Here is a 22272-nt window from a genome sequence, read left to right as displayed (position 1 = left end):
TTAGGAGTAGCCCGTCTGTCGACTTATTCCCCCTGAATATGCGCCAGCAACTGTCCCGCCAGGGCAATCGCTTCGTCGCGGCGTCGAATATTCTGCTTTTGATAGAGGCTGCGGATATGGGTTTTGATGGTGGTAGGCGCCACCGACAGCTGCTCGGCGATCTGCTCATTGGAAAGCCCGGCATGAATCAGCCCCAGGATTTGCCACTCCCGGCGAGTGAGCGGCGAAGTGCGGATCAGCTCGGGGACATCTGGCCGGGCGACAATATCAGCGATCACCGTTTCATCCAGCATTAAGCGTCGGGCGCTGCCAAAATCCTTCTGGCGCCCCGCAAGCGCCAGCAACCGCTCTGCCCTCGCCTGCTCTAAGGCATCCAAGGTGCCGCTGTCGAGCAACCGATTGAGCAACTCCCCAAGGGGTTTGCCCAGTCGCAGAAAGCTGCCCACCAGGGCGGTGCGGGAAGCCAAGCTCAGCGCTTGATGCATATGCTGGCAGGCATGCTCTTCTCTTCCTGCATACCACGCCGCTGCCGCGAGACAGATCTGGTTGCGGTTGGCATCCGTGACCAGCCCCAAGCGCTGAGTGTGCACTTCAAGGGCCTCTAATAGCATGCAGGCTTCATCAAAGCGCCCCAGCAGCGTGAGCGCCCGAGCGTGGTTGCGCACATTGCACTGGGAAAAGTGGTTGGTGGCCCCTTCAGTAATGGGGGGCGGCGCTTCCTGGCGCCAGCGCTCTACCGCATCAAGATCCTGGGTGGAGTGCCACCAGGCCAACAGGGTAGCGTGAGCATTCGCCACCCAGTCAATATGGTAATCCCCTTCTGCGAGAATTTTGCGCAGCCGCCGAATATGGTCAGCGCACTGGGCTTGGTCGCCACGGCTTTGGGCGATTTTGGCCAGTTGGATATGACACTGAAGTGTCCAGCGCTCCCCCTGGTTATCCAGCACGGCGATGCCTTTCAGCGCGGCCTGCTCGGCTTCATCCAGCCGGTGCCACTCCCAGAGTACCTGACTGCGAATGCGGTAGAGAAACTCCGCCACGGGCAGGTGCTCAAGCTCCGCGCGCTCCAGGTGGGCAAAGGCGCGCTCCTGAATATCGTAGGCGGCCTGTAGGCGCCCCTGAGCCACCAGCGTCTCCGACTGATGGCAAAACGACCAGAGCAGCAGTTGATGATCGCCACGCTGGCGGGCCTGACGCTCTACCTCGCGCACCCGCTGCAGCGACTCTTCCAAATAGCCCAGCACAAAGCGCGCCTCGCTTAAGATGGCAGTGGCAGTCAGCGGCGTGGAAGCTAAATAGCGGGCGGGCACGGCTAGCGCTTGCTCGGCCAGCGGTGCGGCTCGCTCGGCATCGCCCTGGTTAATCGCTAACTGGGCGCGCAGCGTAGCGAATTCAGCGCTGAGCAACTGCCACTCTGACGCGTGCAACTGTGCTTCAATCCAGCCAATTACGCGTGCGGTAATATCAAACTGAAACTGAGCATGGGAGACCCAGCCATAGAGCAGCGTGTGTTCCGGACAGGTAGAGAGCCGCGGCTCACCGAGCAGGGCGAAGCCCTTGGCCAACAGTGAATAGGCGCCGCTTGCCAGCAAGGCGGGTCCATGGGCGGTCAGTAGGCTTGCCACATCATCGGGGGCCTCGGCGAGTATCGCCTGGCGCAGAGCCATCACCGGATCGTTCAAGGCTAACCACGCCTGGCTTGCGCGCTGGTGCAGCACGCGCTGGGTGGCCAAACTAAGCTCATGACGGCGATGACGGAGGTGCTCGCCAAACAGTCGTTGAAAGCGGTACCACTGAGCATGCGGGTCTGGGCGTTCAATAAATAGCCCCGCTTGTTCAAAGGCCTCCAGGCGCTGGGTCAAGCGCTCCCCTTCCAGTAGTCGGGCCATAAGCTCGGGGGAAAAGCGCTCCAGTACCCCCAGTTGCAGCATTAGCTCTCGCTCTTCCAATGGCAGTGCAGCGGAGAGCAGTTCGTCAAACCAAGCGGCAAAGTCTGGGTGGGCACCACTTAACCGGTCAACCAGGGCGTCAAACCCTGCCCGCGTGGTGGTGCGCTCTACCAGCCAGCTCAACGCCATTACCCAGCCACCGCTTCTGCGCAGTGCACGTTCCAGGCTGACTCGCGTGGGGGGAAAGCTCAACTGTTCGGCACACAGGGTTTGCGCCTCCTCGCTGTCAAAGGCCAACGCGTGAAGGTCGATCTCTTCGAGTTCACCTCTTAGCCGCAGGCTTGCCAAACCCAATGCTGGCCTTGAGCGGCTGGCCAGCGTTAACGTTAGCCAAGGCGGCTGATGACGCAGCCAGTGGGCGATCCCAGCTAAGATATCCGGGTGGCTAAGGTGCTCAAAATTATCCACTACCAAACGACACGGCGAGCGCTGCTCAGGCAATTCGCCAAGCCAGCGCTCTAACTGCTCCACGCAGTCTCCATCGTCTGCCACGGGTGAAAGCCGTATGTGCTCGATTAACAGTCCATCGAGCGCTGCCTGCCAGTAGGCTAAAAACCGCGCGGGTTGGTTGTCGCGCTGATCCAAGCCTAGCCAAGTGGCCTCTTGCTCCAGCGCGGTCAGCCGCTCAGCCAGCAGCGTGGTTTTGCCATAGCCTGGAGGCGCCTGCACCATCAGTAAGCGGACACGTTCATCTAACCCGAAACGGTCATTAAGGCGCGGCCGGGCCACTACACCAAGCGGTAGCGGCGGCGCTTTTAATTTCTCTTGCAGTAGTGACATAAACGCTCCTGAGCAACCCTGCTAGCCCTCCATAAATACTATTCACAAATTCTTTTAAAGCTATAAAAAAGCCCGCGACATGTCGCGGGCAAAGTGCATTGGAGAAGAAACAGTTAAACGCTAACCAACTTACATCGGTTTAGAACCATACCTCGGTCTGAACGCCGAAAGTCCACTGACCACCGGTAAAGCCTTCGTTGCCCAGTGAGCTGGCACCGTAGTTGTTAAGGTCGTCATCCCAATCGCTGAAGGTGGTGAACAGACGAATCTCAGGACGCTGCCAGAAGCCGCCGACTTCAGGCTTGAAGGTGGGCGCAATCGTGAATTTGCTGAAGCCACCATCCACGGCGTTACGACCGCTATAACCCTGGGGATCGAGATCCATCCACTGATAGCCCGCTTCGTACTGCATTTCGAAGTTCTGCGTTAACTCGTTGGCTAGGCGCACGTTGAGCCCTGCCCAGTTGTACTTATCGCCCTGGGCATAACGGTCTTCGCTGGTTTCAGCCAGAATGGAGGGGGCAACGCGCCACTGCGGGGCAATATAAGTGGTGCCATAGAGCGCTAGGCGCGTGGCGGTAGCGTCATCAGTTAGATCACCCCGTGAACCAATACTTTTGGTCTCGGCGCCTAACCCCTGACCATGCAGCACGGCCGCTTTGAAACTACCCTCGCCCATGCCGAAGAAGCTGTCGCCATGATAAGCAATCATGGTGTGGAAACCAGTATCGGCAGCAGTTTGGCCGACATCAATGTCGCGCTCGTCGTTGTCTGCAGCGGACATACCGTTGACCATCCACTGCCAGTTGCCGAAGTAGTTGTTGGAGGTCAGGATCAGGTTGTCGGTGTCGCCTTCAAGACCGGGGTTCTCGCGGTCAACAATCGGATAGTCAGAAAAACTACGGCCATAAATCGAGAGGTTAGATTTCCAGTTGTCTGCCAACTGCATGTCGTAGATACCGCCACCGGTACCGGCCAGGAAAATCACATCACTGTCGAGCCAGTGGATATCGAAGTTATCGCGGTCAAAGCGCTTACCGGCCCAGATAGAGGCGTTTTCAAATGCGCCGGTAAAGCTGGGAAGATCGCTGAATTCAGCAAACACTTGGCGCACGTTGAGATCGGACTCGCCACCAGTCCAGTCATTGCTGGAGGTCGTGCCGTCAGCAATCATGGTGCGATAAAGCGCTTTGGCGCCGTTATCGAACTGCATGCGGTAGTTGAAAATAGCTTCAGCGTAGGTGTCCGGCTCATTGCCTAAACGGCCAACGGCGCCGCCCTCTCCACCCGCGGGTGTCAGGTAAGGGCCAGCATTCTCGCTTTTACCATCTTCGCCAATCAACAAGCCTGAACGCGCATAAACGTTGAACGAGAAACCCTCTTCGCCATCGGCGTAACGCTCCACCCGAGCCAGACGCTCTTCGATCTCCGCGTCGCTCTCTGTCGCCACGGCAGTCGACTGTGATTGCTCGGCAATCTCGGCACGGCGCTCGGCGGCATCAGCGCGCTGTTCCGCGGCTTCAATGCGGGCTTCAAGCTCGGCAAAGCGTTGTTCCATGGTCATTTGTGCCGAAGCAACACCGCTCATTCCCAAGCTGGCGGTGGCAATAGCAATGGCTAACGGCGTTTTAAATGTCATTTTATGCATTGTTTTGAGTACCCTATTGTTATTGGCAAGCGGTTGTTTATTAGCGCCTGTTTTTAAGCGTCTGCCTGTAAGCGCTTTTGCCTAAATCGATTAAGATCGAATCGATAACACTTCCCTTGCACGGTTCACCCAGGGGGTAGTGGCTTTGCTGCTAAACGCCACGGCGCTTAAGGAAAGGTAGCCAAAACTTAATCGATTAAGTCTCTTTTTACCAACGGCTAGTTGCTAATTAGCGACTAATGTCTAAGGAACGATTTTATTTAGTGAAAACTGAACAATGCCGTTAGACAAAAGTCGCTATTGAACTTCCTCGATCAAAGCGGCTAACTGAGCAGCACAATCTTAATCGATTAAGATAAAGATTAAGAGAGCCATTGAACAAACGTTGAGTTTGTGAATTAACGCTAATTTAGAAGCCACACCATCCACAACAATAAACGTCGAGGTACGCCGTTATGAAAAAGACTTTAATCACTACCGCCATCGCAGTAGCCAGCACGCTGAGTGCAACAAGCCAAGCTCAGGCTGAAGAACTCACCATTTCCTGTGGCGCAGTCGGCGCAGAGCTGACGCTGTGCCAGGAAGGCGTACGCGCCTGGGAAGAGAAAACCGGCCATAGCGTCGATGTTGTTTCAACGCCCAACTCCTCCACCGAGCGCCTTTCGCTCTACCAGCAGATCCTTTCGGCTAACTCCAGCGATATCGATGTGATGCAGATTGACGTGGTGTGGCCCGGCCTACTCGCCAATCACCTACTCGACCTCAAAGAAGTGCTTGGCGATGACGCCGCTGCCGGGCACTTTGACACCATCGTCACCAACAACACCATCGATGACCGTTTAGTCGCCATGCCGTGGTTCACCGATGCGGGCGTGCTCTACTACCGCGAAGACTTGCTGGAAAAGTATGGCCATGACGTGCCAAAAACCTGGCAAGAACTCACCGAAATTGCCCGCGAGATCAAAGACGCCGAGCGCGCTGAGGGCCAAGACGGTATGCAGGGCTATGTCTTCCAGGGGCGCTCCTATGAAGGTTTGACCGTTAACGCCCTTGAGTGGGTAGCCAGCTTTGGCGGCGGCACAGTGGTGGAAGCCGATGGCGAAATTAGCATTAACAACGAACACGCCGCAGAAGCACTCGACCTAGCCGCATCGTGGATTGGTGATATTTCGCCTAACGGTGTGCTCAATTACACCGAAGAGGAAGCGCGCGGCGTCTTCCAAAGCGGCGGTGCCGTGTTTATGCGCAATTGGCCCTACGCCTGGGCACTGGCCCAAAGCGAAGACAGTGACGTTCGCGGCAAAGTAGGTGTTACCCAACTGCCCGCAGGTGGCGAAAACGGCCAAAGTGCCGCTGGCCTGGGCGGCTGGAACCTGGCGGTATCGCGCTACAGCGAACACCCCGAGCTGGCCGCCGACCTGGTCGCCTTCCTGACCGGTGAAGAGGAACAGAAGCGTCGCGCCATACAGGCCTCTTACAACCCCACTATCGACGCCCTCTACCAGGATGACGAAGTGCTTGAAGCCGTGCCCTTCTTTGGCACCCTTTACGACACCTTCGTCAATGCGGTCGCTCGCCCCTCTGCCCCCACCGGTGATGCTTATGGCCGGGTGAGTAACGCCTTCTTCAGCACCTCCCATGACGTGCTTTCCGGCACTAAAGATGGCACTCAAGCGGTCGCTGATCTTGAAGACGAATTGGCTCGCCTGAAGCGTCGCAACTGGTAACCCTGGAGCCTTTCCATGTCGACCTCCATCAAGCATGATGACGCGCCCGCCGGGGCGCGTTCTTTCACTACCAAGCCGCGCCGGGGCACTAAGGTTCGCCGACAGCGGGTTAAAGCCGCCTGGCTTTTTTTAGCCCCCATGCTGATTGCGTTAACCCTGGTCGCTGGCTGGCCACTGGTGCGCACCTTTTTTCTCAGCTTCACCGATGCATCACTGTCAGATTTAGGCGCTGCCAATCTGATTGGCTTCGAGAACTACCTCGTCTATGACGATGGCCGCTGGTATGGGGTACTGGCCGACTCAGTGTGGTGGCAGTCGGTATGGAACACCGTCTACTTCTCGGTGGTGTCGGTATCACTGGAAGTGGTTTTCGGGGTGATTGTAGCGCTGATTTTGAACGCCGAGTTTAAGGGGCGCGTAATTGTGCGCGCTGCGGTGCTGATTCCCTGGGCAATTCCAACCATTGTTTCCGCGCAAATGTGGGCATGGATGCTCAACGACCAATTCGGCATCATCAATCACCTGCTGATGAACGTGGGCATTATCGATGCCCCCATCGCCTGGACGGCGAACGCCGCCTACTCCATGTGGGCGGTAATTATGGTCGATGTATGGAAAACCATTCCCTTCGTGGCGCTGCTGGTGCTTGCGGCTCTGCAGATGCTGCCCAAGGATTGCTATGAGGCCGCCGAGGTAGACGGCATTCACCCGCTGCGGGTGTTCTTCAAAGTTACCCTACCGTTGATTACCCCGGCGTTAATGGTCGCGGTGATCTTCCGCCTGCTGGATGCGCTGCGTGTCTTCGATGTTATCTACGTACTCACCTCCAACTCCACCAGCACCATGTCGATGTCGGTCTATGCCCGCCAACAGCTGGTCGAGTTCCAGGATGTCGGTTACGGCAGCGCCGCTTCTACCCTGCTGTTCTTGATCATTGCCCTGGCTACCGTGGCTTACCTCTACCTTGGGCGTAAACAAATCCAATTGGGAGGCGACTAATGAATACGCGTCAGTTGGCCAAAATAGCCAAGCGCATCGGGTTTTGGGCGTTGATTGTGCTGATTATGGTGTACGCCGTTTTCCCGTTTTACTACGCGGTCATCACCTCGTTAAAACCGTCGAGCGACCTGTTCCGCGTTGAGCTTTGGCCTTCGAACTGGAACTTCGATAACTACATCAGCATTTTTAGCCAGACCAGCTTTCTGCGCGCTATTTTCAACTCCATCGTGGTGGCGTTTAGCGTGGTGTTTATTGCCCTGCTACTCGGCATTACCGCCTCTTACGCCCTGGGCCGGGTGCGCTTTCGGGGCCGCTCCACGGTGCTGCTGGTAATTCTCGGGGTGTCGATGTTCCCCCAGGTAGCGGTGCTTTCCGGGCTTTTTGAGGTGATTCGTGCGCTCAATCTCTACAACAACCCCGCCGGGCTGATTTTAAGCTACACCATCTTCACCCTGCCCTTCACCGTATGGGTATTGACCACCTTTATGAAGCAGTTGCCCATGGAGCTGGAAGAGGCCGCCATCATGGACGGCGCCACGCCCTGGATAACCATCACGAAAGTGTTTCTTCCGCTGATGTGGCCCGCCATGGCGACCACCGGCCTGCTGGCATTTATCGCCGCGTGGAACGAGTTTCTGTTTGCCCTCACCTTCACGCTGACCGACGCCCAGCGCACGGTGCCCGTCGCTATTGCGCTGCTGTCAGGCGGCAGTGCCTACGAACTGCCCTGGGGGCCGATTATGGCCGCTTCTGTGGTGGTCACGGTGCCACTGGTCGTATTAGTGATTATCTTCCAGCGCCGCATTGTGTCAGGCCTTACCGCAGGCGCCGTTAAAGGATAAGGAATTTTTATGTCAACGTTGGACTCTACGATGCAAGACAACACACTCTGGTGGCGCGGCGGGGTTATCTACCAGATCTACCCGCGCAGCTTTATGGATAGCCGCGGTGACGGTATTGGCGATCTTAACGGTATTACTGAAAAACTCGATTACGTTGCCTCTCTCAATGTGGACGGTATCTGGCTATCACCGTTTTTCACCTCGCCGATGCTCGATTTTGGCTACGATATTAGCGATTATTGCGACGTCGACCCCATGTTCGGCACCCTGGAAGACTTTAAAGCGCTGCTGACAAAAGCCCACTCGCTGGGCCTGAAGGTGATGATCGACCAGGTGATTAGCCACACCTCGGATCAACACGCCTGGTTTCAGGAGAGTCGCCAAAACCGCAACAATCCTAAAGCCGACTGGTTTGTATGGGCCGACCCCAAACCGGACGGCACGCCACCCAACAACTGGCTATCGATTTTCGGCGGCCCGGCGTGGACGTTTGATTCCCGCCGCCAGCAGTACTATATGCATAACTTCCTGACCAGCCAGCCGGACGTTAACTTCCATAACCCGGAGGCACGTCAGGCGCAGTTGGATAATATGCGTTTCTGGCTGGATCTGGGCGTAGACGGTTTCCGCTTGGATACCGTCAATTTCTACTTCCACGACGCCGAGCTGCGCGACAATCCGCCGGTTCCCAAAGGCGAAGCTAAAACCCTGGGCGCACCGGATAGCAATCCCTACACTTGGCAGCGCCACGTCTACGACCTGAGCCGCCCCGAAAACCTCGAATTCTTGAAAGATCTGCGGGCGCTGATGAACGAATACCCCGGCACCACGACCGTGGGCGAAATTGGCGACGATAACCCGCTGGAGCGCATGGCCGAGTACACCGCCGGTGGCGACAAGCTGCATATGGCCTACACCTTCGACTTGCTCAACACGCCCCACTCTGCGCGCTATATTCATGAAGTGCTGGAGCGCTTTCAGCGCCTGGCTGGCGACGCCTGGCCCTGCTGGGCAACCTCCAATCATGACGTCGTACGCAGTGCCACCCGCTGGGGTGCTGGCGAAGACCCCATAGCCTACCCTAAAGTGGCGCTGGCCATGCTCTGCTCGCTGCGCGGTAGCGTCTGCCTGTACCAAGGCGAAGAGCTCGGCCTGCCGGAAGCCGACGTGCCCTTTGAGCGCATCCAAGACCCCTACGGCAAAGTGCTCTGGCCGGAATTCAAAGGTCGCGACGGTTGCCGCACGCCAATGCCCTGGAACGGTAGCGAACATGGCGGTTTTTCCAGCGTTGAACCCTGGCTCCCCATAGAGGCCAGCCATCGGGATATGGCGGTCAGCCGCCAACAGGATGATGCCAACTCCACCTTGAATGCGCTGCGCAACATGCTGGCCTTCCGGCGTCAGCACCCCGCACTGTTCGATGGTGACTTAACGCTGGTCGATGTAGGCGAAACGCTGCTCGGTTTTAGCCGACAAAAAGGGGATGAAACACTGCTGTGTGTTTTCAACCTCACCGCCGAAGCGCAGACGGTTAATCTGCCACTAGCGATTGAATGCGATTTGCAGGGCCACAGCTTTACCCCCCAGCGCGACGGTGACAGCCTGACGCTACCGGGGTATCAAGCGGCCTTTATGCGCGTCGTCTCATAAGCTCTAAACAACAACAGGCCGACCCAGAAGACATAAGCATTGAGGTCGGTAAGGAGTCACCTATGGCAAGTGTTACGCTTAGTAAGATCAACAAAGTGTTTGGCAGCGATCACATTATTAACGATGTGGACCTACATATTGGCGACGGCGAATTTGTGGTTTTCGTTGGCCCCTCCGGCTGCGGCAAGTCGACCCTTTTGCGCCTGATCGCCGGTTTGGAATCGATTAGCGATGGCGACCTGAGCATGGATGACACCGTGGTCAATGACTTGCCACCGCGGGAACGCGGTGTGGGCATGGTGTTTCAATCCTATGCGCTCTACCCGCATATGACCGTTTACGACAATATGGCGTTTGGCCTGAAACTGGCCAAGACCGCCAAAGAGACCGTGCACGAGCGGGTCATGAGCACAGCAAAGATTCTGCAGCTTGAAGAGCTACTCCACCGCAAACCCAAGGCGCTCTCTGGCGGGCAGCGCCAGCGAGTGGCCATGGGCCGAGCCATGGCGCGTGAACCGCGTATTCTGCTTTTTGACGAGCCGCTCTCCAACCTGGATGCCTCGCTGCGGGTACAAATGCGTAACGAGATCGCACGGCTGCATAACCGCCTTGGTTCCACCATGATTTACGTGACCCACGACCAGGTGGAGGCCATGACCCTGGCCGACAAAATTGTGGTGCTCAATGGCGGACACGTTGAGCAGGTAGGCAGCCCCCACGAGTTGTACCAGCGCCCGGCGACGAAATTCGTTGCCGGGTTTATCGGCTCGCCCACCATGAACTTCATGCCCGCAGAGTTACTCGCTGGTGACGCCAACGGCTGTCGTGTGCGAGCCGTAGGAGTTGGCGAGCTCGCCCTGCCCCAGAATGCCCAGCAGCGGCAAAGCGGCGAAGCATTGACCCTCGGCATTCGCCCAGAGCACCTATGCTTAGCGGCACCCACTGATGACAACTGCTTCGATATCGTCAATGTCGAGTATTTAGGTAACGAAGTTTACGTCTACCTTGAGCCCAAACAGGGCGACACGCTGTTGATCCATCGCAGCGAAGCACCTAGCCAGTGGCAGGAGGGCCAGCAGGTATCACTGGCAGCGGATTGGGAAAAAGTACACCTGTTTGATGAGAGCGGTGCAGCACTGATGTTATCCACTCAACAAGCAGCGGCTTAAGCACAAGAGTCAACCAAGATACCCGCTTTAACGACCCTCTGTGTGTGCCTAACCTTCCCTTCGCTTATCATGGGGAGTGGCAGCACACAGCGGGTCGATTTTATTATGCACATCCTTTGAATAGCTAATCTTCAATTATTAAAAAAGCCTGTATAAGGAAGTACCGTGACTGATCAGCGCCGTATGACACTCAAGGATCTTGCGCAGGAACTCAACGTCTCCACTGCCACGATTTCCAATGCCTTTAACCGGCCGGATCAGCTTTCTCCAGCCCTGCGCGAACGCATACTCAAAGAGGCGAAAAGGCTGGGGTACAGCGGCCCTGACGCCAAAGCGCGCAGCCTGCGCACCGGCCGCTCGCGGATTATTGCGGTGATTCTTGCGGAAAGCCTGACCTACAGTTTGAACGATGCCGTGGCCAGCGAGTTTTTATCAGGGGTTGCCGAAGTTCTTGATGCCCACGGCCACACGCTGCTGTTATTGCCGGGTCGCGGCCATGCCTCACAGCCGCCGGGCTCCGCCAATATCGCCGATGGCTTTATCGTTTATGGATTAATGCCCAACAATAAGCTGCTCGATGAACTGCCCGCCCAACGCACCCTGGTGGCCGTCGATTTTGATATTGAAGGCTGCCCGACGGTGCATATCGATGATACAGCTGCTAGCTATAAAATCGCCCAGCATGCGCTTAACCAGTTGCCCAAACGCCCGGCGATTATCAACCTGCGCTTAACCAAAGAGGTCTGCAACGGCCGCGTGACGGCGGAGCACACGCTGCTGCCCAACACCAGTACCATTAGCCGTGCCCGCCTTGAGGGCTTTCATAACGCGCTGAGTGAGCAAGGTGTGGATGTGGCGCAAGTGCCGCTCTGGAATATCGAGGAGAATACCTTTGAGGTGTGCTCGCCGGTGATTGCCGAGATTCTCGACCAGCCACTAGAACAACGGCCAGACCTGCTGCTGTGCATGTCTGACCGTATTGCACTCACGGCGCTAACGCTAGCCGAGCAGCGCGGTATACGGGTGCCGGAAGAGTTACGCATTACCGGGTTCGATGGCATTGCTGAAGGACAGTACCGCGCACCGCGTTTAACCACGGTGCGCCAGGATAGCGTGGGCAAAGGGCGAGTCGCAGCGCAGATGATTCTTGGCCGCATCCCCCTCGCCCAGCAGTTGCTGCAAACTGAGCTGCTGCTGGGCGACACCTGCCCTTAGCCCTTAGGAGGGTATTACTTAGCAGCCGCCTGCATGGCAAGCGCAGTATCCAGCATACGGTTGGAGAAGCCCCACTCGTTGTCGTACCACGCCATGATTTTAACCAGACGGCCATTCACGCGGGTGTGATTAGCATCGAAGGTCGATGAGTTGGCATCATGATTGAAATCAATAGAGACCAGCGGTTCAGCGTTAACAGCCAATACCGGAGAGTTAGCCGCGGCCTTCTCAACGATGGCATTAATCTCTTCTTTAGTGGTATCGCGACTGGCACTAAAGGTCAGATCCACCAGCGAGACGTTGATCACCGGTACGCGAACGGCTAGGCCATCAAATTTACCCGCCAGCTCTGGTAGCACCAAGCCCACCGCTGCGGCAGCACCGGTTTTGGTCGGGATCATGGAGTGCGTTGCACTGCGCGCCCGGTAGGGGTCAGAGTGGTAAACATCCGAGAGGTTCTGATCATTGGTGTAAGCGTGCACCGTGGTCATCAAACCGTTTTCGATACCGACTGCATCGTTCAACGCTTTCGCGACCGGCGCTAGGCAGTTGGTGGTGCAGGAAGCATTAGAGACAACCGTGTGCTCAGCGGTCAACACTTGGTCATTAACGCCATACACAATCGTCGCATCAGCGTCGGGGCTGGGTGCGGAAATCAGCACGCGCTTGGCACCCGCTTCGATATGCTTGGCCGCCGCCTCGCGCTTGGTAAACAACCCGGTGCACTCCATCACCAGATCGATATTCATCGATGCCCACGGCAACTCCGCTGGATCGCGCTCTGAGGAGATGGCGATACGATCACCATCCACCGTGATGCTCTCGGCGTCGTGTTCTACCTTAAAGGGGAAGTGGCCATGCACGGTATCGTGACGCAGCAGGTGGGAATTTAGCGAGGGGTCGCCGAGATCGTTAATGGCGACGACCTGTACGCGGTCACGGTAGCTGTTTTCGTAAAGGGCGCGCAGTACATTGCGGCCAATACGGCCAAATCCGTTAATCGCAACTCTTATTGTCATGATAGCTCCTCAATTGACCAATAGTAACAATCTGCACCTTTAGTAAAAAAATTACTAAAAATACGTATTTAAGCGTCATGAGGCCGATAAACAGCGTTTCAACCGCCCCAAAAGGCTAGTAAATATCCAATATGTAGTAAAATTACTATATAAACGCTATCGTAGTCCAATACTAAATTGCCCACAATCCCCTTACTCAAGGAGAGCGCCCATGACGAATGCAACCTCGAATACAGCAGCACCGGCGTCTACCAACCCTCATTCCCATACGCCTTTAAGGCGCACCAAAATTGTTGCCACACTCGGCCCCGCCAGTGATCGCCCCGGCGTGCTGGAAGCGATGCTAAAAGCCGGTGTGGATGTGGTGCGGCTTAACTTCTCCCACGGCTCGGCAGACGACCACCGCCGTCGCTTAAGCGAAGTCCGCGAGATCGCCGAACGCCTTGGCCGCAGCGTTGCTGCGCTGGGCGACCTGCAAGGGCCGAAAATTCGTATTGCGCGTTTTGTCGAAGGCGCCGTCAACCTCAATGTCGGCCAGGCATTTGTCTTGGACATGGCGCTGGACGCCAATAGCGGCACTGCAGAACGCGTCGGCTGCGACTATCAAACACTGGCCGATGATGTCGTTGAGGGCGACCGCCTACTGCTCGACGATGGCCGTTTGGTACTCGATGTCACCCGTGTAATTGGACAAGAAGTGCATACCCGCGTTCACGTAGGTGGCAAGCTCTCCAACAATAAGGGCATTAACAAGCAGGGAGGAGGACTCTCAGCGCCCGCCCTTACTGAGAAAGATAAGGCCGATCTAAAAACCGCTATTGAGATTGGCGTTGACTACTTAGCCGTCTCCTTCCCGCGCAGCGCCGCAGATATGCAAGAAGCCCGCGAGCTGCTTGGCGAAGCCGGGAAAGAGATCGGCCTGGTGGCTAAGCTTGAACGCGCCGAAGCGGTTGCCGACGATGCTACGCTGGATGGCATCATTGAAGCCTCTGAGGCGGTCATGGTGGCCAGGGGCGACCTGGGCGTTGAGATTGGCGACGCCGCGCTGATCGGTACTCAGAAGCGCATTATCAAGCACGCACGCACACTCAACCGTGCCGTCATTACCGCCACCCAAATGATGGAATCGATGATCGAGTCGCCGCTACCCACCCGCGCCGAGGTCTTCGACGTGGCCAACGCGGTGCTCGACGCCACCGATGCAGTGATGCTCTCTGCGGAAACCGCCGCAGGTGACTACCCGGTGGAAACCATCGAAGCGATGAACCGTGTGTGTCTGGGTGCCGAGCGTGAGCGTCTCGCTCAGGAGTCAGGCCACCGTATTCATGAGGGCTTTGAGCGCATCGATGAAACCATCGCGCTATCGGCGATGTATGCAGCGAATCACTTATCCGGCGTCAGCGCCATCGCTTGCATGACCTCCACCGGTTATACACCGCTGATTGCATCGCGCATTCGTTCCGGCCTGCCTATCGTAGGGTTGGCTCACAGCCCTATCGCCCAGCGGCGTATGGCGCTCTATCGTGGCGTGGTTTCCATTCCTTTCAACACCACCGATATGGATCCGGCCAACCTTAACCAAGAAGCATTGAAATGCTTGCAGGCACAGGGATTTATCCACCCTGGCGAGCATGTCATTCTCACTCGCGGCGACCATATGAATGCCCATGGGGGCACCAATACGATGAAAATCCTTGCCTTTGATAGCGAGTAACGGTCTAACCTTTGTAGCGAGCTTTTAGCTTTTACGACCTTTAAAAAGAAAAACCATTCGGCCATAAGACCGAAAGGCAATAGAACCATGAGGGAAGTGACGAAATGAGTGACGCGCAACCGCCCCGCCAAGCCATCCGTACGCTGCAAGCGCGCAAGCGTATTGCGCTAATTGCCCACGATGGCAAGAAGAGCGAAATGCTTGAGTGGGCAACTCGCTGGAAGGATACGCTGAGCCAGCACGAATTGATTGGCACGGGAACAACGTCTAAGCGGCTTAAAACCGCGTTAGGGTTAGAAGTCGAGGGTCTAATGAGCGGCCCCCTGGGCGGTGACCAGCAGATTGGCGCTCGGATTGCGGAGCAGCGGCTGGATGTGCTGATCTTCTTCTGGGATCCCTTCTCACCCCAGCCCCACGACCCGGATGTCAAAGCGTTGCTGCGTTTAGCGGCGCTGTGGAATGTCCCCGTTGCCTGCAATGCGGCGAGCGCCGACTTCGTGCTCTCCTCACCCTACTTGAGCGAGAGTTACGATATGTCGATACCAGATGCAGCAGCTTGGGCCCAGGCGCGCACGGTTTAACGCCGGTGCAGATGACGCGCCACCACCTGCAGCCCGCTCTCATAGTGGCCGTTCATAGCAGCTAGGGCACAGCGCAATGTTAACTCGGCAATACGGTCATAATCCTGTAGCGCCGAGTTCACTGGCTGAGGAAGGAAATCCAGCAGCCGGTGATCACCAAAGGTGGCCAGACGCATATTTTCCGGCAGGCCACCACGCTCCAAGAATACATCAAACACCCCTTCCATCAGCGTATAGGACGCTGTCACCAGTGCGTCGGCACCGCCCTGTTCATCCAGCAATTGAATCGCTAAACGCGCCCCTTCGCTACGTTCATAGTGCGACCCGGTAAGATAAAGCGGTTCAATCATGCTGCCTTCAAGGGCCGCCTGAAAACCCACCCGCCGCTCACAGCTAACCGACAGCTCCGGCATCGCTTCCAACCAGGCAATACGCTTGGTCGCCGCGCCGATCACCGAACGGGTCAACGTCTTAGCCGCCTCCTGATCGTTACTCACGACACTGGCAAAGCGCGTCGGGTTGAGGCCACGGTCCATCCCCACCACGCACCATCCCTCGTCTACCAGGTCGGCATAAAAAGTATCGTCGCTAGGCAAGCAACTGGCGGTTATCAACACCTCACAGCGTTGCGCACGCAGCGCCAACGCGAGTGTCCGTTCACTCTCTGCACAGTCATCTGAGCTTACGATCAACAGCTGATAACCCTGCTCCCGTGCACCCCGCTCCAGGCGTTTGGCTAGGCGAGCATAACTAATGTTCTCCAAATCCGGCACGATAAGCCCCAGCAAGCGGCTTGCACCCCGGCGCAGCGCAGCCGCCTGAGGGTCAATGTGATAGCGGTGTTGCCGCACCACCGCCATCACTTTTTCAATTGTCGCTGCGCTAATGCGGCGCTGCTCGGCCTGACCATTAATGACGTAGCTAGCAGTGGTGCGCGAGACGCCGGCTAGCCGGGCAATATCGGCAAGTGTCATGCGGTTTCCCCCTGGTGTGACCGGGCAGTTTATCAGCAAGTTAGCGCCTACCAGACCAAAGTCTAAAAGCTCAAACCTTGTGTCATTCAGTGAATCGATTCAGCATAGCACTATGTGCAGATTTAATAGCACCATACCCAGATTTAATGGCAAGGATAAACCGACTGAAACGGCACGGTTCATCTCATTGGCATCAACGCCATTACCATGATCATTTAACGACGATCACTTTATGTACACGACGCTGCGTCGACGCTGCCCCATTAAAATGCCGACAGTGCGCGTTTACAGGAGAATACTATGTTGACACTCGGCCCCGATGACATCTTGCTAGGCCGCCACGCCGACAGCTGGCAAACCGCGCTGGACAGTGCCGCTGAGGCGCTGGTTGAGGCCGGATTGGTTGAGGCCGAGTACCGCGACGGCCTACACGCCCGCGAGGCACAATCATCAACGTTTCTAGGCAACGCCATCGCAATACCCCACGGTACACCGGAAAGCCGTCAGTATGTGAAGCAGACGGGCGTGCGCGTGTTGCAGTTTCCACAAGGGGTCGAGTGGCACGACGGCCAGCAGGTGCACGTACTGGTAACGATTGCCGCCCAGAATGATGAGCACCTGGATATTCTGCGCCAGCTCACCCATGTGCTGGATCGCGAAGGCGTTTCCGAGCAACTGGCAAACGCCACCTCCGCGGCAGATGTAGCGCGGCTGCTTTCGAAACCAGCATTAGAACCGCGCCTGGATGTCGACACCCTATGCGTCAACTTTCCGGCACGCGACCCACAAGAACTCGCCCTGGCTGCAGCCGCCCGCTTACGCCAAAGCGGCTGTGTCGATAACAGCTTTATTTCCACCGTCGCCGCGGCACAGCCGACCTGGTTAGGTAAAGGACTGTGGCTGGCTAGCAGCGCCCAGGGCGTTAATCAGCCCGCGCTTGGGGTGGCCACACCTGCTGAACAAACCCTGGAAAGTGCTGGTCATCCGGTGCATGCGTTGTTCTGCCTGGCCGCCCATGGCGATGCCCACCGCCCCCTGCTAGAGCAACTGATGGCGGTGTTGGAAAACAGCGAAAGCCAAAGCCTGGTGGGCAAAACCAGCGATCAGCTGTTAGCCACCCTGGCGGGCGAAACCGCAAATACCCAAACCCGTCGGGTACGGGTGCTCAACCCCCATGGGTTGCACGCTCGCCCCGCCAAACAGTTGGTACAGATAGCGCGCGCCCAGGCCATGCCGATTCAGGCACGTTTGGAAGAAGGCAGCGCCACCCCGGTTTCCGCCGCCAGTCTAACCAAAGTGATTGGCCTGGGCGCACGCCGCGGCCAGTGGCTGGTGCTGTCAGCCGAGGGTGAGCAGGCAAGCGCGGCGCTAGAGGCCGTCGCCGAGGCTGTTGAATCGGGCCTGGGAGAAAAAGTAACGCCCTTTGACGGCGGCTTTGATAGCACGCAGGAAGCGAGCACCGCTACACCGGCCGTTGAGCCTCTCGCTGCCGATACGCCCCACGCCGGCGTGGCCGCCTCGCCGGGCTTGGCCATTGCGCCAGTATTTGTCATTCGCCCGATGCAGTTCGAGTACGCCGAACACGCCAGCGACGCTGAACACGAAATCAGCCGTTTAAATAGCGCGCTGAAAGAGGGTGCCGCCCAGCTGCAGACATTGGTGCATAACGCCCCCGGTGGCGAAGTCGCCGATATTCTTTCAATGCACGAAGAGATGCTCGACGACCCGGAGCTCCATCACGCGGCGACGGATGCCATTCGTGAAGGGCGCTCGGCGGAAGCGGGCTGGTGGGAAGCGATTGAAACCGCGGCCCACGCCCAGGAGATGCTCGCTGACCGCCTGCTGGCCGAACGCGCTGCCGACCTGCGCGACGTAGGTCGCCGGGTGTTGGGCGTACTCTGCGATGTGACGCTCCCCGAACCGCCGGATCACCCTTATATTCTGGTGATGGACGATATCGGCCCTTCCGATGTGGCCCGGCTGGATACTTCCCGTGTGCGCGGCCTGCTTACCGTTCGCGGTGGCGCCACGGCGCACAGCGCTATTCTGGCCCGTGCACTGGGCATTCCCGCCGTGGTGGGCGCGGGTCAAGCGGTGATGGCGCTTAACAACGCCAGTATGATGATTCTGGATGGCGAGCGTGGCCGAGTGACGTCGCAACCTTCCGAAGAGCGCCTACAGCGTGCCGAGCAGCAGTTACTAGACCTCCAGCAGCGCGAAGCCGATGCCTGGGAAAGCCGCTTCGAGGTCGCCCAAACTCGCGATGGGCACCGTGTGGAAGTCGCCGCCAACCTGGGCAACACTGCCCACGCCGCTGATGCAGTGGAACGCGGTGCTGAGGCCGTTGGCCTGCTGCGTACTGAATTCCTGTTCATGGCCCACGCCAGCGCACCAGACTTAGCCACTCAGATTAGCGAGTACCGTCAGGCAATTGATGCCCTGGATGGCCGCCCGCTGGTAGCGCGCACATTAGATGTCGGCGGTGATAAGCCACTGCCCTACTGGCCGGTACCCCAAGAAGACAACCCCTTCCTGGGTCTGCGCGGTATTCGCTTAGCGCTGACACAGCCCGATGTGCTCAAGACCCAATTGCGTGCGTTATTGATGGCAGGCAAGGATAGTCCCCTGCGGATTATGCTGCCGATGGTCAAAGATATCGCTGAGTTCCGCGCTGTAAAAGCCATCTACGATCGCCTACTCAAAGAGATCCCTACTTCCCAGCGCGCCACCGATGTGCAGTTGGGGGTGATGATTGAAATACCCTCTAGCGCGCTGCTGGCACCCAGCCTCGCCGCCGAGGTGGATTTTTTCTCAGTAGGCACTAATGACTTAACCCAGTACACCCTGGCTATCGACCGCGGCCACCCGGAACTCTCTGCCCAAGCCGATGGTTTGCACCCTGCTGTGCTGCGTTTGATTCAAATGACCGTGGCGGCTGCCCATACCCAAGGCAAATGGGTCGGCGTGTGCGGCGAATTGGCCTCAGATGCCGTAGCCATTCCGGTGCTGGTAGGCCTGGGCGTGGACGAGCTTTCCGTCAGCGCGCGGCAGATCCCGCTGGTTAAAGCCCGCCTGCGCGAGTTTGACTTCGCTGATGCCCAAGCCAGCGCTCAGTTAGCGCTGAATCAGGCGACTAGCGATGAAGTGCGCGATGCACTGGAGGCGCGCTAATGGCCCGCGTGCTATGCATTACCCTGAACCCGGCACTGGATTTGGCGTTTACTCTTGACGCCTTGGTGCTAGGCAGCGTCAACCGTCCCACCAGCGCGCAGTTAGAAGCGGCAGGCAAAGGCGTTAACGTTGCCCGCGTATTGGCAGGCCTTGGCCACGACGTCACCGTCAGCGGCTTTTTAGGTGCCGATAACGACGCTCCCTTTCAATTGGCATTTACCCAGTACTCCCTGACCGACGCCTTTGTGCGCGTGCCGGGAGAAACCCGTATTAATGCCAAAATTGCGGAACAAAGCGGCCGCGTTACCGATATTAATGGCCCCGGCATGCCCATTGACGCCACGCATTTGCAGGCGCTGATCGACACGCTAAATACCGAGCTTTTCAGCGCGACGCCCCCCCAGGCGGTCGTCGTGGCGGGCAGCCTGCCCCCCGGGCTGTCACTGGTCGATTTCAGCGCGCTGTTAAACCACTTAAACGCCAGCGGCGTACCGCTCTGGGTAGATACCAGTGGCCCGGCACTCAATGCGGCCATAGCGACTCACCCCGCCGGTGTTAAGCCTAATGAAAACGAACTGGCAGAGTGGGCGAGCGAAGATATGACCTCATCCGATGCTCGCTTGAATGCGGCTAAACGGCTGCATAAAAGCGGCATCGCCCATGCGCTGATTTCAGCGGGTGCCGAAGGGGTGTTGTGGGTTAACGCTCAAGGTGCCTGGCACGCCACACCTCCTAAGGTTACCGCGACGAATACCGTTTGCGCCGGCGATACCTTTGTCGCGGGCATGCTCCACGGCCTGCTGACTCATCAGAACGGCCAGCAAGACGCTGAACAGACGCTGCGCTTTGCCACCGCGCTCTCGGCCGAGGCCGTGCGCCACGTTGGCGTGGGCAACCCCCACGCTGCCGATTTCGATTCACTCCAACAACACACCCGGATACGGCGTCTTGACGACACCATCACCGAGGGAGCCACGCTATGAATATTATTCTGATTACCGCCTGCCCCAGCGGCATGGCGACCACCTTCCTCGCGGCTAAGCGCCTGGAACAAGCCGCCCAGCGCCAAGGCTGGTCGGCGCATGTGGAAATGCACGGCGAAGTCGCGCCGCTCCAGGCCGCTACTGCCGAGCAGATCGCCAATGCCGATTTGATCGTGGTCGCCGCCGATCACGTGCCTGCCCCAGAGCGCTTTGAAGGCAAGCGGCTATTCCAAGCACCGATTGCCAGCGCACTCCCCGATCCCAGCGCTTTTCTAGCCCAGGCTAAGCGTGAAGCGCCGATTTATAGCGCACCTGCCGCCTCTACTACTAGCGCATCTACCGCTGCAAACAGCGCGGGTGGCAAGAAAATCGTTGCTGTCACTGCCTGCCCCACCGGCGTGGCGCATACCTTTATGGCCGCCGAAGCACTCGCAGAGGCGGGCAAAGCCATGGGCCACGCCATTCGCGTGGAAACCCAAGGCTCGGTGGGCGCACAAGATAAATTGACCGAAGAAGAGATCGCCGACGCCGACATAGTCGTATTGGCCTGCGATATCGACGTTGATCCGTCGCGGTTCGCTGGTAAGCGCATCTACCGCACTTCTACTGGCAACGCGCTAAAAAAACCGCGCCCCACGCTTGAAGCTGCGCTCAGCGAGGCCGCCATAGAGAACGGCAGCAGCAATGCGGGCACAGCAAATAAGAGCGTCAAAGAGAAAGGCGTTTATAAGCACCTGCTCACCGGCGTTTCCTTTATGCTGCCAATGGTGGTGGCGGGCGGCCTACTGATTGCACTCTCCTTTGTGTTCGGTATTGAGGCCTTTGAGCAGGAAGGCACTCTGGCCGCCGCGCTGATGCAGATCGGCGGTGGCACCGCCTTTGCACTGATGATTCCAGTGCTGGCAGGTTATATTGCCTACTCCATCGCCGACCGCCCCGGCATCGCACCGGGTATGATTGGTGGCATGCTGGCGGCCAATATCGGCTCCGGCTTTATCGGCGGTATTTTGGCGGGTTTCCTGGCGGGCTACGTGGCGCTGGCGGTTACTCGCTACGTCAAACTGCCCTCTAGCGTTGAATCCCTGAAGCCAATTCTGATCATTCCGCTAGTCGCCAGTTTGGTCACCGGCCTCACCATGATCTATGTGATTGGCGAACCGGTCGCGGCGCTGCTTAATGCTCTGACCAGTTTCCTGGAGTCCATGGGCTCCACCAACGCTGTGCTACTGGGTATCCTGCTCGGCGCGATGATGTGTTTCGATCTGGGTGGCCCGGTCAACAAAGCGGCTTATACCTTTGGCGTAGGCCTGCTAGCCTCTGAAACTTACGGCCCCATGGCGGCGATCATGGCGGCGGGAATGGTACCTGCCATTGGTATGGGTATTGCCAGCTTTGTAGCGCGCAACAAGTTCTCGGCACCGGAGCGGGAAGCGGGCAAAGCCTCTTTTGTACTGGGCCTCTGTTTTATCAGCGAAGGCGCGATTCCCTTTGCGGCGAAAGACCCGCTACGCGTTATCCCCGCTTGCATGGTGGGCGGCGCACTCACAGGCGCCCTCTCGATGCTGGTAGGCGCGCAACTCATGGCTCCTCACGGTGGTATCTTCGTACTGCTGATTCCCAACGCCATTACCCCGGTACTGCTCTACCTTGGCGCTATTGTGGCTGGCTCGTTGGTGACGGGTTTAAGCTATGCGTTTATCAAACGTGATGCGGCCCAGGTAGCACTCGCCACCTAACCGCTGTTACCAAAAAATGAGGGCAGGCGAACATGCCTGCCCTTTTAAATACGTCGCTTTACGCATTTAGTACCTCTTTACGCCACTTATACCCTCTACTCTTTGTCATTTTTTA

The 22272-nt window shown here is 57.6% G+C and carries 15 protein-coding genes; 11 read left to right on the top strand and 4 right to left on the bottom strand.

What is annotated here, in order from left to right; all coding sequences use genetic code 11:
• Nucleotides 1–23 precede the first annotated feature (23 nt).
• Nucleotides 24–2729, bottom strand: coding sequence for an HTH-type transcriptional regulator MalT (malT, locus tag AC4EYZ_RS22180; RefSeq protein WP_474193046.1), 2706 nt, complete (start codon nt 2727–2729; stop codon nt 24–26).
• 139 nt (nt 2730–2868) lie between these two features.
• Complete coding sequence (locus tag AC4EYZ_RS22175; protein WP_027958695.1) at nt 2869–4377, bottom strand: carbohydrate porin; 1509 nt, start codon at nt 4375–4377, stop codon at nt 2869–2871.
• Between the two features lie 455 nt (nt 4378–4832).
• Here AC4EYZ_RS22175 and AC4EYZ_RS22170 point away from each other — a divergent pair, with 455 nt between their 5' ends.
• The 6 genes from AC4EYZ_RS22170 (at nt 4833) to AC4EYZ_RS22145 (ending at nt 11979) form a co-directional block, all read left to right on the top strand.
• A complete protein-coding gene (locus AC4EYZ_RS22170; protein ID WP_022523019.1) occupies nt 4833–6104 on the top strand; it encodes an ABC transporter substrate-binding protein in 1272 nt (423 codons plus the stop codon).
• Between the two features lie 15 nt (nt 6105–6119).
• Nucleotides 6120–7103 carry a carbohydrate ABC transporter permease gene (locus tag AC4EYZ_RS22165; protein ID WP_490204021.1) on the top strand — a complete coding sequence of 328 codons (984 nt, stop codon included), beginning with the start codon at nt 6120–6122 and terminating at the stop codon, nt 7101–7103.
• Entirely contained in the window at nt 7103–7945 is an 843-nt protein-coding gene (locus AC4EYZ_RS22160; protein ID WP_133732639.1) for a carbohydrate ABC transporter permease, read from the top strand. Before AC4EYZ_RS22165 ends, AC4EYZ_RS22160 begins: the two co-directional genes overlap by 1 nt.
• Nucleotides 7946–7975: 30 nt before the next feature.
• Nucleotides 7976–9595 (top strand): alpha-glucosidase family protein, encoded by a 1620-nt coding sequence (locus tag AC4EYZ_RS22155; protein WP_474192609.1) that lies wholly within the window; start codon nt 7976–7978, stop codon nt 9593–9595.
• 62 nt (nt 9596–9657) lie between these two features.
• A complete protein-coding gene (locus tag AC4EYZ_RS22150) occupies nt 9658–10764 on the top strand; it encodes an ABC transporter ATP-binding protein (protein ID WP_474192606.1) in 1107 nt (368 codons plus the stop codon).
• 183 nt (nt 10765–10947) lie between these two features.
• A complete protein-coding gene (locus tag AC4EYZ_RS22145; RefSeq protein ID WP_035538316.1) occupies nt 10948–11979 on the top strand; it encodes a LacI family DNA-binding transcriptional regulator in 1032 nt (343 codons plus the stop codon).
• Nucleotides 11980–11993: 14 nt separating this feature from the next.
• On the opposite strand, the gene gap is transcribed toward AC4EYZ_RS22145, so the two are convergent.
• Nucleotides 11994–12998 (bottom strand): type I glyceraldehyde-3-phosphate dehydrogenase, encoded by a 1005-nt coding sequence (gene gap / locus AC4EYZ_RS22140; protein WP_474192607.1) that lies wholly within the window; start codon nt 12996–12998, stop codon nt 11994–11996.
• 211 nt (nt 12999–13209) lie between these two features.
• Between gap and pyk the strand changes: the two genes are divergently transcribed.
• Entirely contained in the window at nt 13210–14712 is a 1503-nt protein-coding gene (gene pyk / locus AC4EYZ_RS22135; RefSeq protein ID WP_009287090.1) for a pyruvate kinase, read from the top strand.
• Between the two features lie 104 nt (nt 14713–14816).
• Nucleotides 14817–15293 (top strand): methylglyoxal synthase, encoded by a 477-nt coding sequence (locus tag AC4EYZ_RS22130; RefSeq protein WP_022523012.1) that lies wholly within the window; start codon nt 14817–14819, stop codon nt 15291–15293.
• Here the strand turns inward: AC4EYZ_RS22130 and cra are convergent.
• Nucleotides 15290–16267: a catabolite repressor/activator gene (gene cra, locus AC4EYZ_RS22125; RefSeq protein WP_022523011.1), complete on the bottom strand. Its 978-nt coding sequence runs from the start codon at nt 16265–16267 to the stop codon at nt 15290–15292. The two genes, AC4EYZ_RS22130 and cra, sit on opposite strands and share 4 nt — an antisense overlap.
• 300 nt (nt 16268–16567) lie before the next feature.
• Here cra and ptsP point away from each other — a divergent pair, with 300 nt between their 5' ends.
• The 3 genes from ptsP to AC4EYZ_RS22110 are packed head-to-tail and all read left to right on the top strand — an operon-like array spanning nt 16568 to nt 22157.
• Nucleotides 16568–19438, top strand: a complete 2871-nt coding sequence (ptsP, locus tag AC4EYZ_RS22120) for a phosphoenolpyruvate--protein phosphotransferase (protein WP_490204020.1) — start codon at nt 16568–16570, stop codon at nt 19436–19438.
• On the top strand, nt 19438–20421 hold the full coding sequence (pfkB, locus tag AC4EYZ_RS22115; RefSeq protein WP_490204019.1) for a 1-phosphofructokinase: 984 nt from the start codon (nt 19438–19440) through the stop codon (nt 20419–20421). The genes ptsP and pfkB overlap by 1 nt, the downstream gene beginning before the upstream one ends.
• Nucleotides 20418–22157, top strand: coding sequence for a PTS fructose-like transporter subunit IIB (locus AC4EYZ_RS22110; RefSeq protein WP_041158636.1), 1740 nt, complete (start codon nt 20418–20420; stop codon nt 22155–22157). The genes pfkB and AC4EYZ_RS22110 overlap by 4 nt, the downstream gene beginning before the upstream one ends.
• The last annotated feature ends 115 nt before the right edge of the window (nt 22158–22272 follow it).

It is taken from the genome of Vreelandella sp. 162(4c), from assembly GCF_058152265.1.
This window is presented reverse-complemented; position numbering and strand designations above follow the sequence as displayed.

Bases quoted from the DNA above. Each gene is read 5' to 3' on its own strand.
- malT (WP_474193046.1), bottom strand. From the start codon at position 2,729: ATGTCACTACTGCAAGAGAAATTAAAAGCGCCGCCGCTACCGCTTGGT.
- AC4EYZ_RS22175 (WP_027958695.1), bottom strand. From the start codon at position 4,377: ATGCATAAAATGACATTTAAAACGCCGTTAGCCATTGCTATTGCCACC.
- AC4EYZ_RS22170 (WP_022523019.1), top strand. From the start codon at position 4,833: ATGAAAAAGACTTTAATCACTACCGCCATCGCAGTAGCCAGCACGCTG.
- AC4EYZ_RS22165 (WP_490204021.1), top strand. From the start codon at position 6,120: ATGTCGACCTCCATCAAGCATGATGACGCGCCCGCCGGGGCGCGTTCT.
- AC4EYZ_RS22160 (WP_133732639.1), top strand. From the start codon at position 7,103: ATGAATACGCGTCAGTTGGCCAAAATAGCCAAGCGCATCGGGTTTTGG.
- AC4EYZ_RS22155 (WP_474192609.1), top strand. From the start codon at position 7,976: ATGCAAGACAACACACTCTGGTGGCGCGGCGGGGTTATCTACCAGATC.
- AC4EYZ_RS22150 (WP_474192606.1), top strand. From the start codon at position 9,658: ATGGCAAGTGTTACGCTTAGTAAGATCAACAAAGTGTTTGGCAGCGAT.
- AC4EYZ_RS22145 (WP_035538316.1), top strand. From the start codon at position 10,948: ATGACACTCAAGGATCTTGCGCAGGAACTCAACGTCTCCACTGCCACG.
- gap (WP_474192607.1), bottom strand. From the start codon at position 12,998: ATGACAATAAGAGTTGCGATTAACGGATTTGGCCGTATTGGCCGCAAT.
- pyk (WP_009287090.1), top strand. From the start codon at position 13,210: ATGACGAATGCAACCTCGAATACAGCAGCACCGGCGTCTACCAACCCT.
- AC4EYZ_RS22130 (WP_022523012.1), top strand. From the start codon at position 14,817: ATGAGTGACGCGCAACCGCCCCGCCAAGCCATCCGTACGCTGCAAGCG.
- cra (WP_022523011.1), bottom strand. From the start codon at position 16,267: ATGACACTTGCCGATATTGCCCGGCTAGCCGGCGTCTCGCGCACCACT.
- ptsP (WP_490204020.1), top strand. From the start codon at position 16,568: ATGTTGACACTCGGCCCCGATGACATCTTGCTAGGCCGCCACGCCGAC.
- pfkB (WP_490204019.1), top strand. From the start codon at position 19,438: ATGGCCCGCGTGCTATGCATTACCCTGAACCCGGCACTGGATTTGGCG.
- AC4EYZ_RS22110 (WP_041158636.1), top strand. From the start codon at position 20,418: ATGAATATTATTCTGATTACCGCCTGCCCCAGCGGCATGGCGACCACC.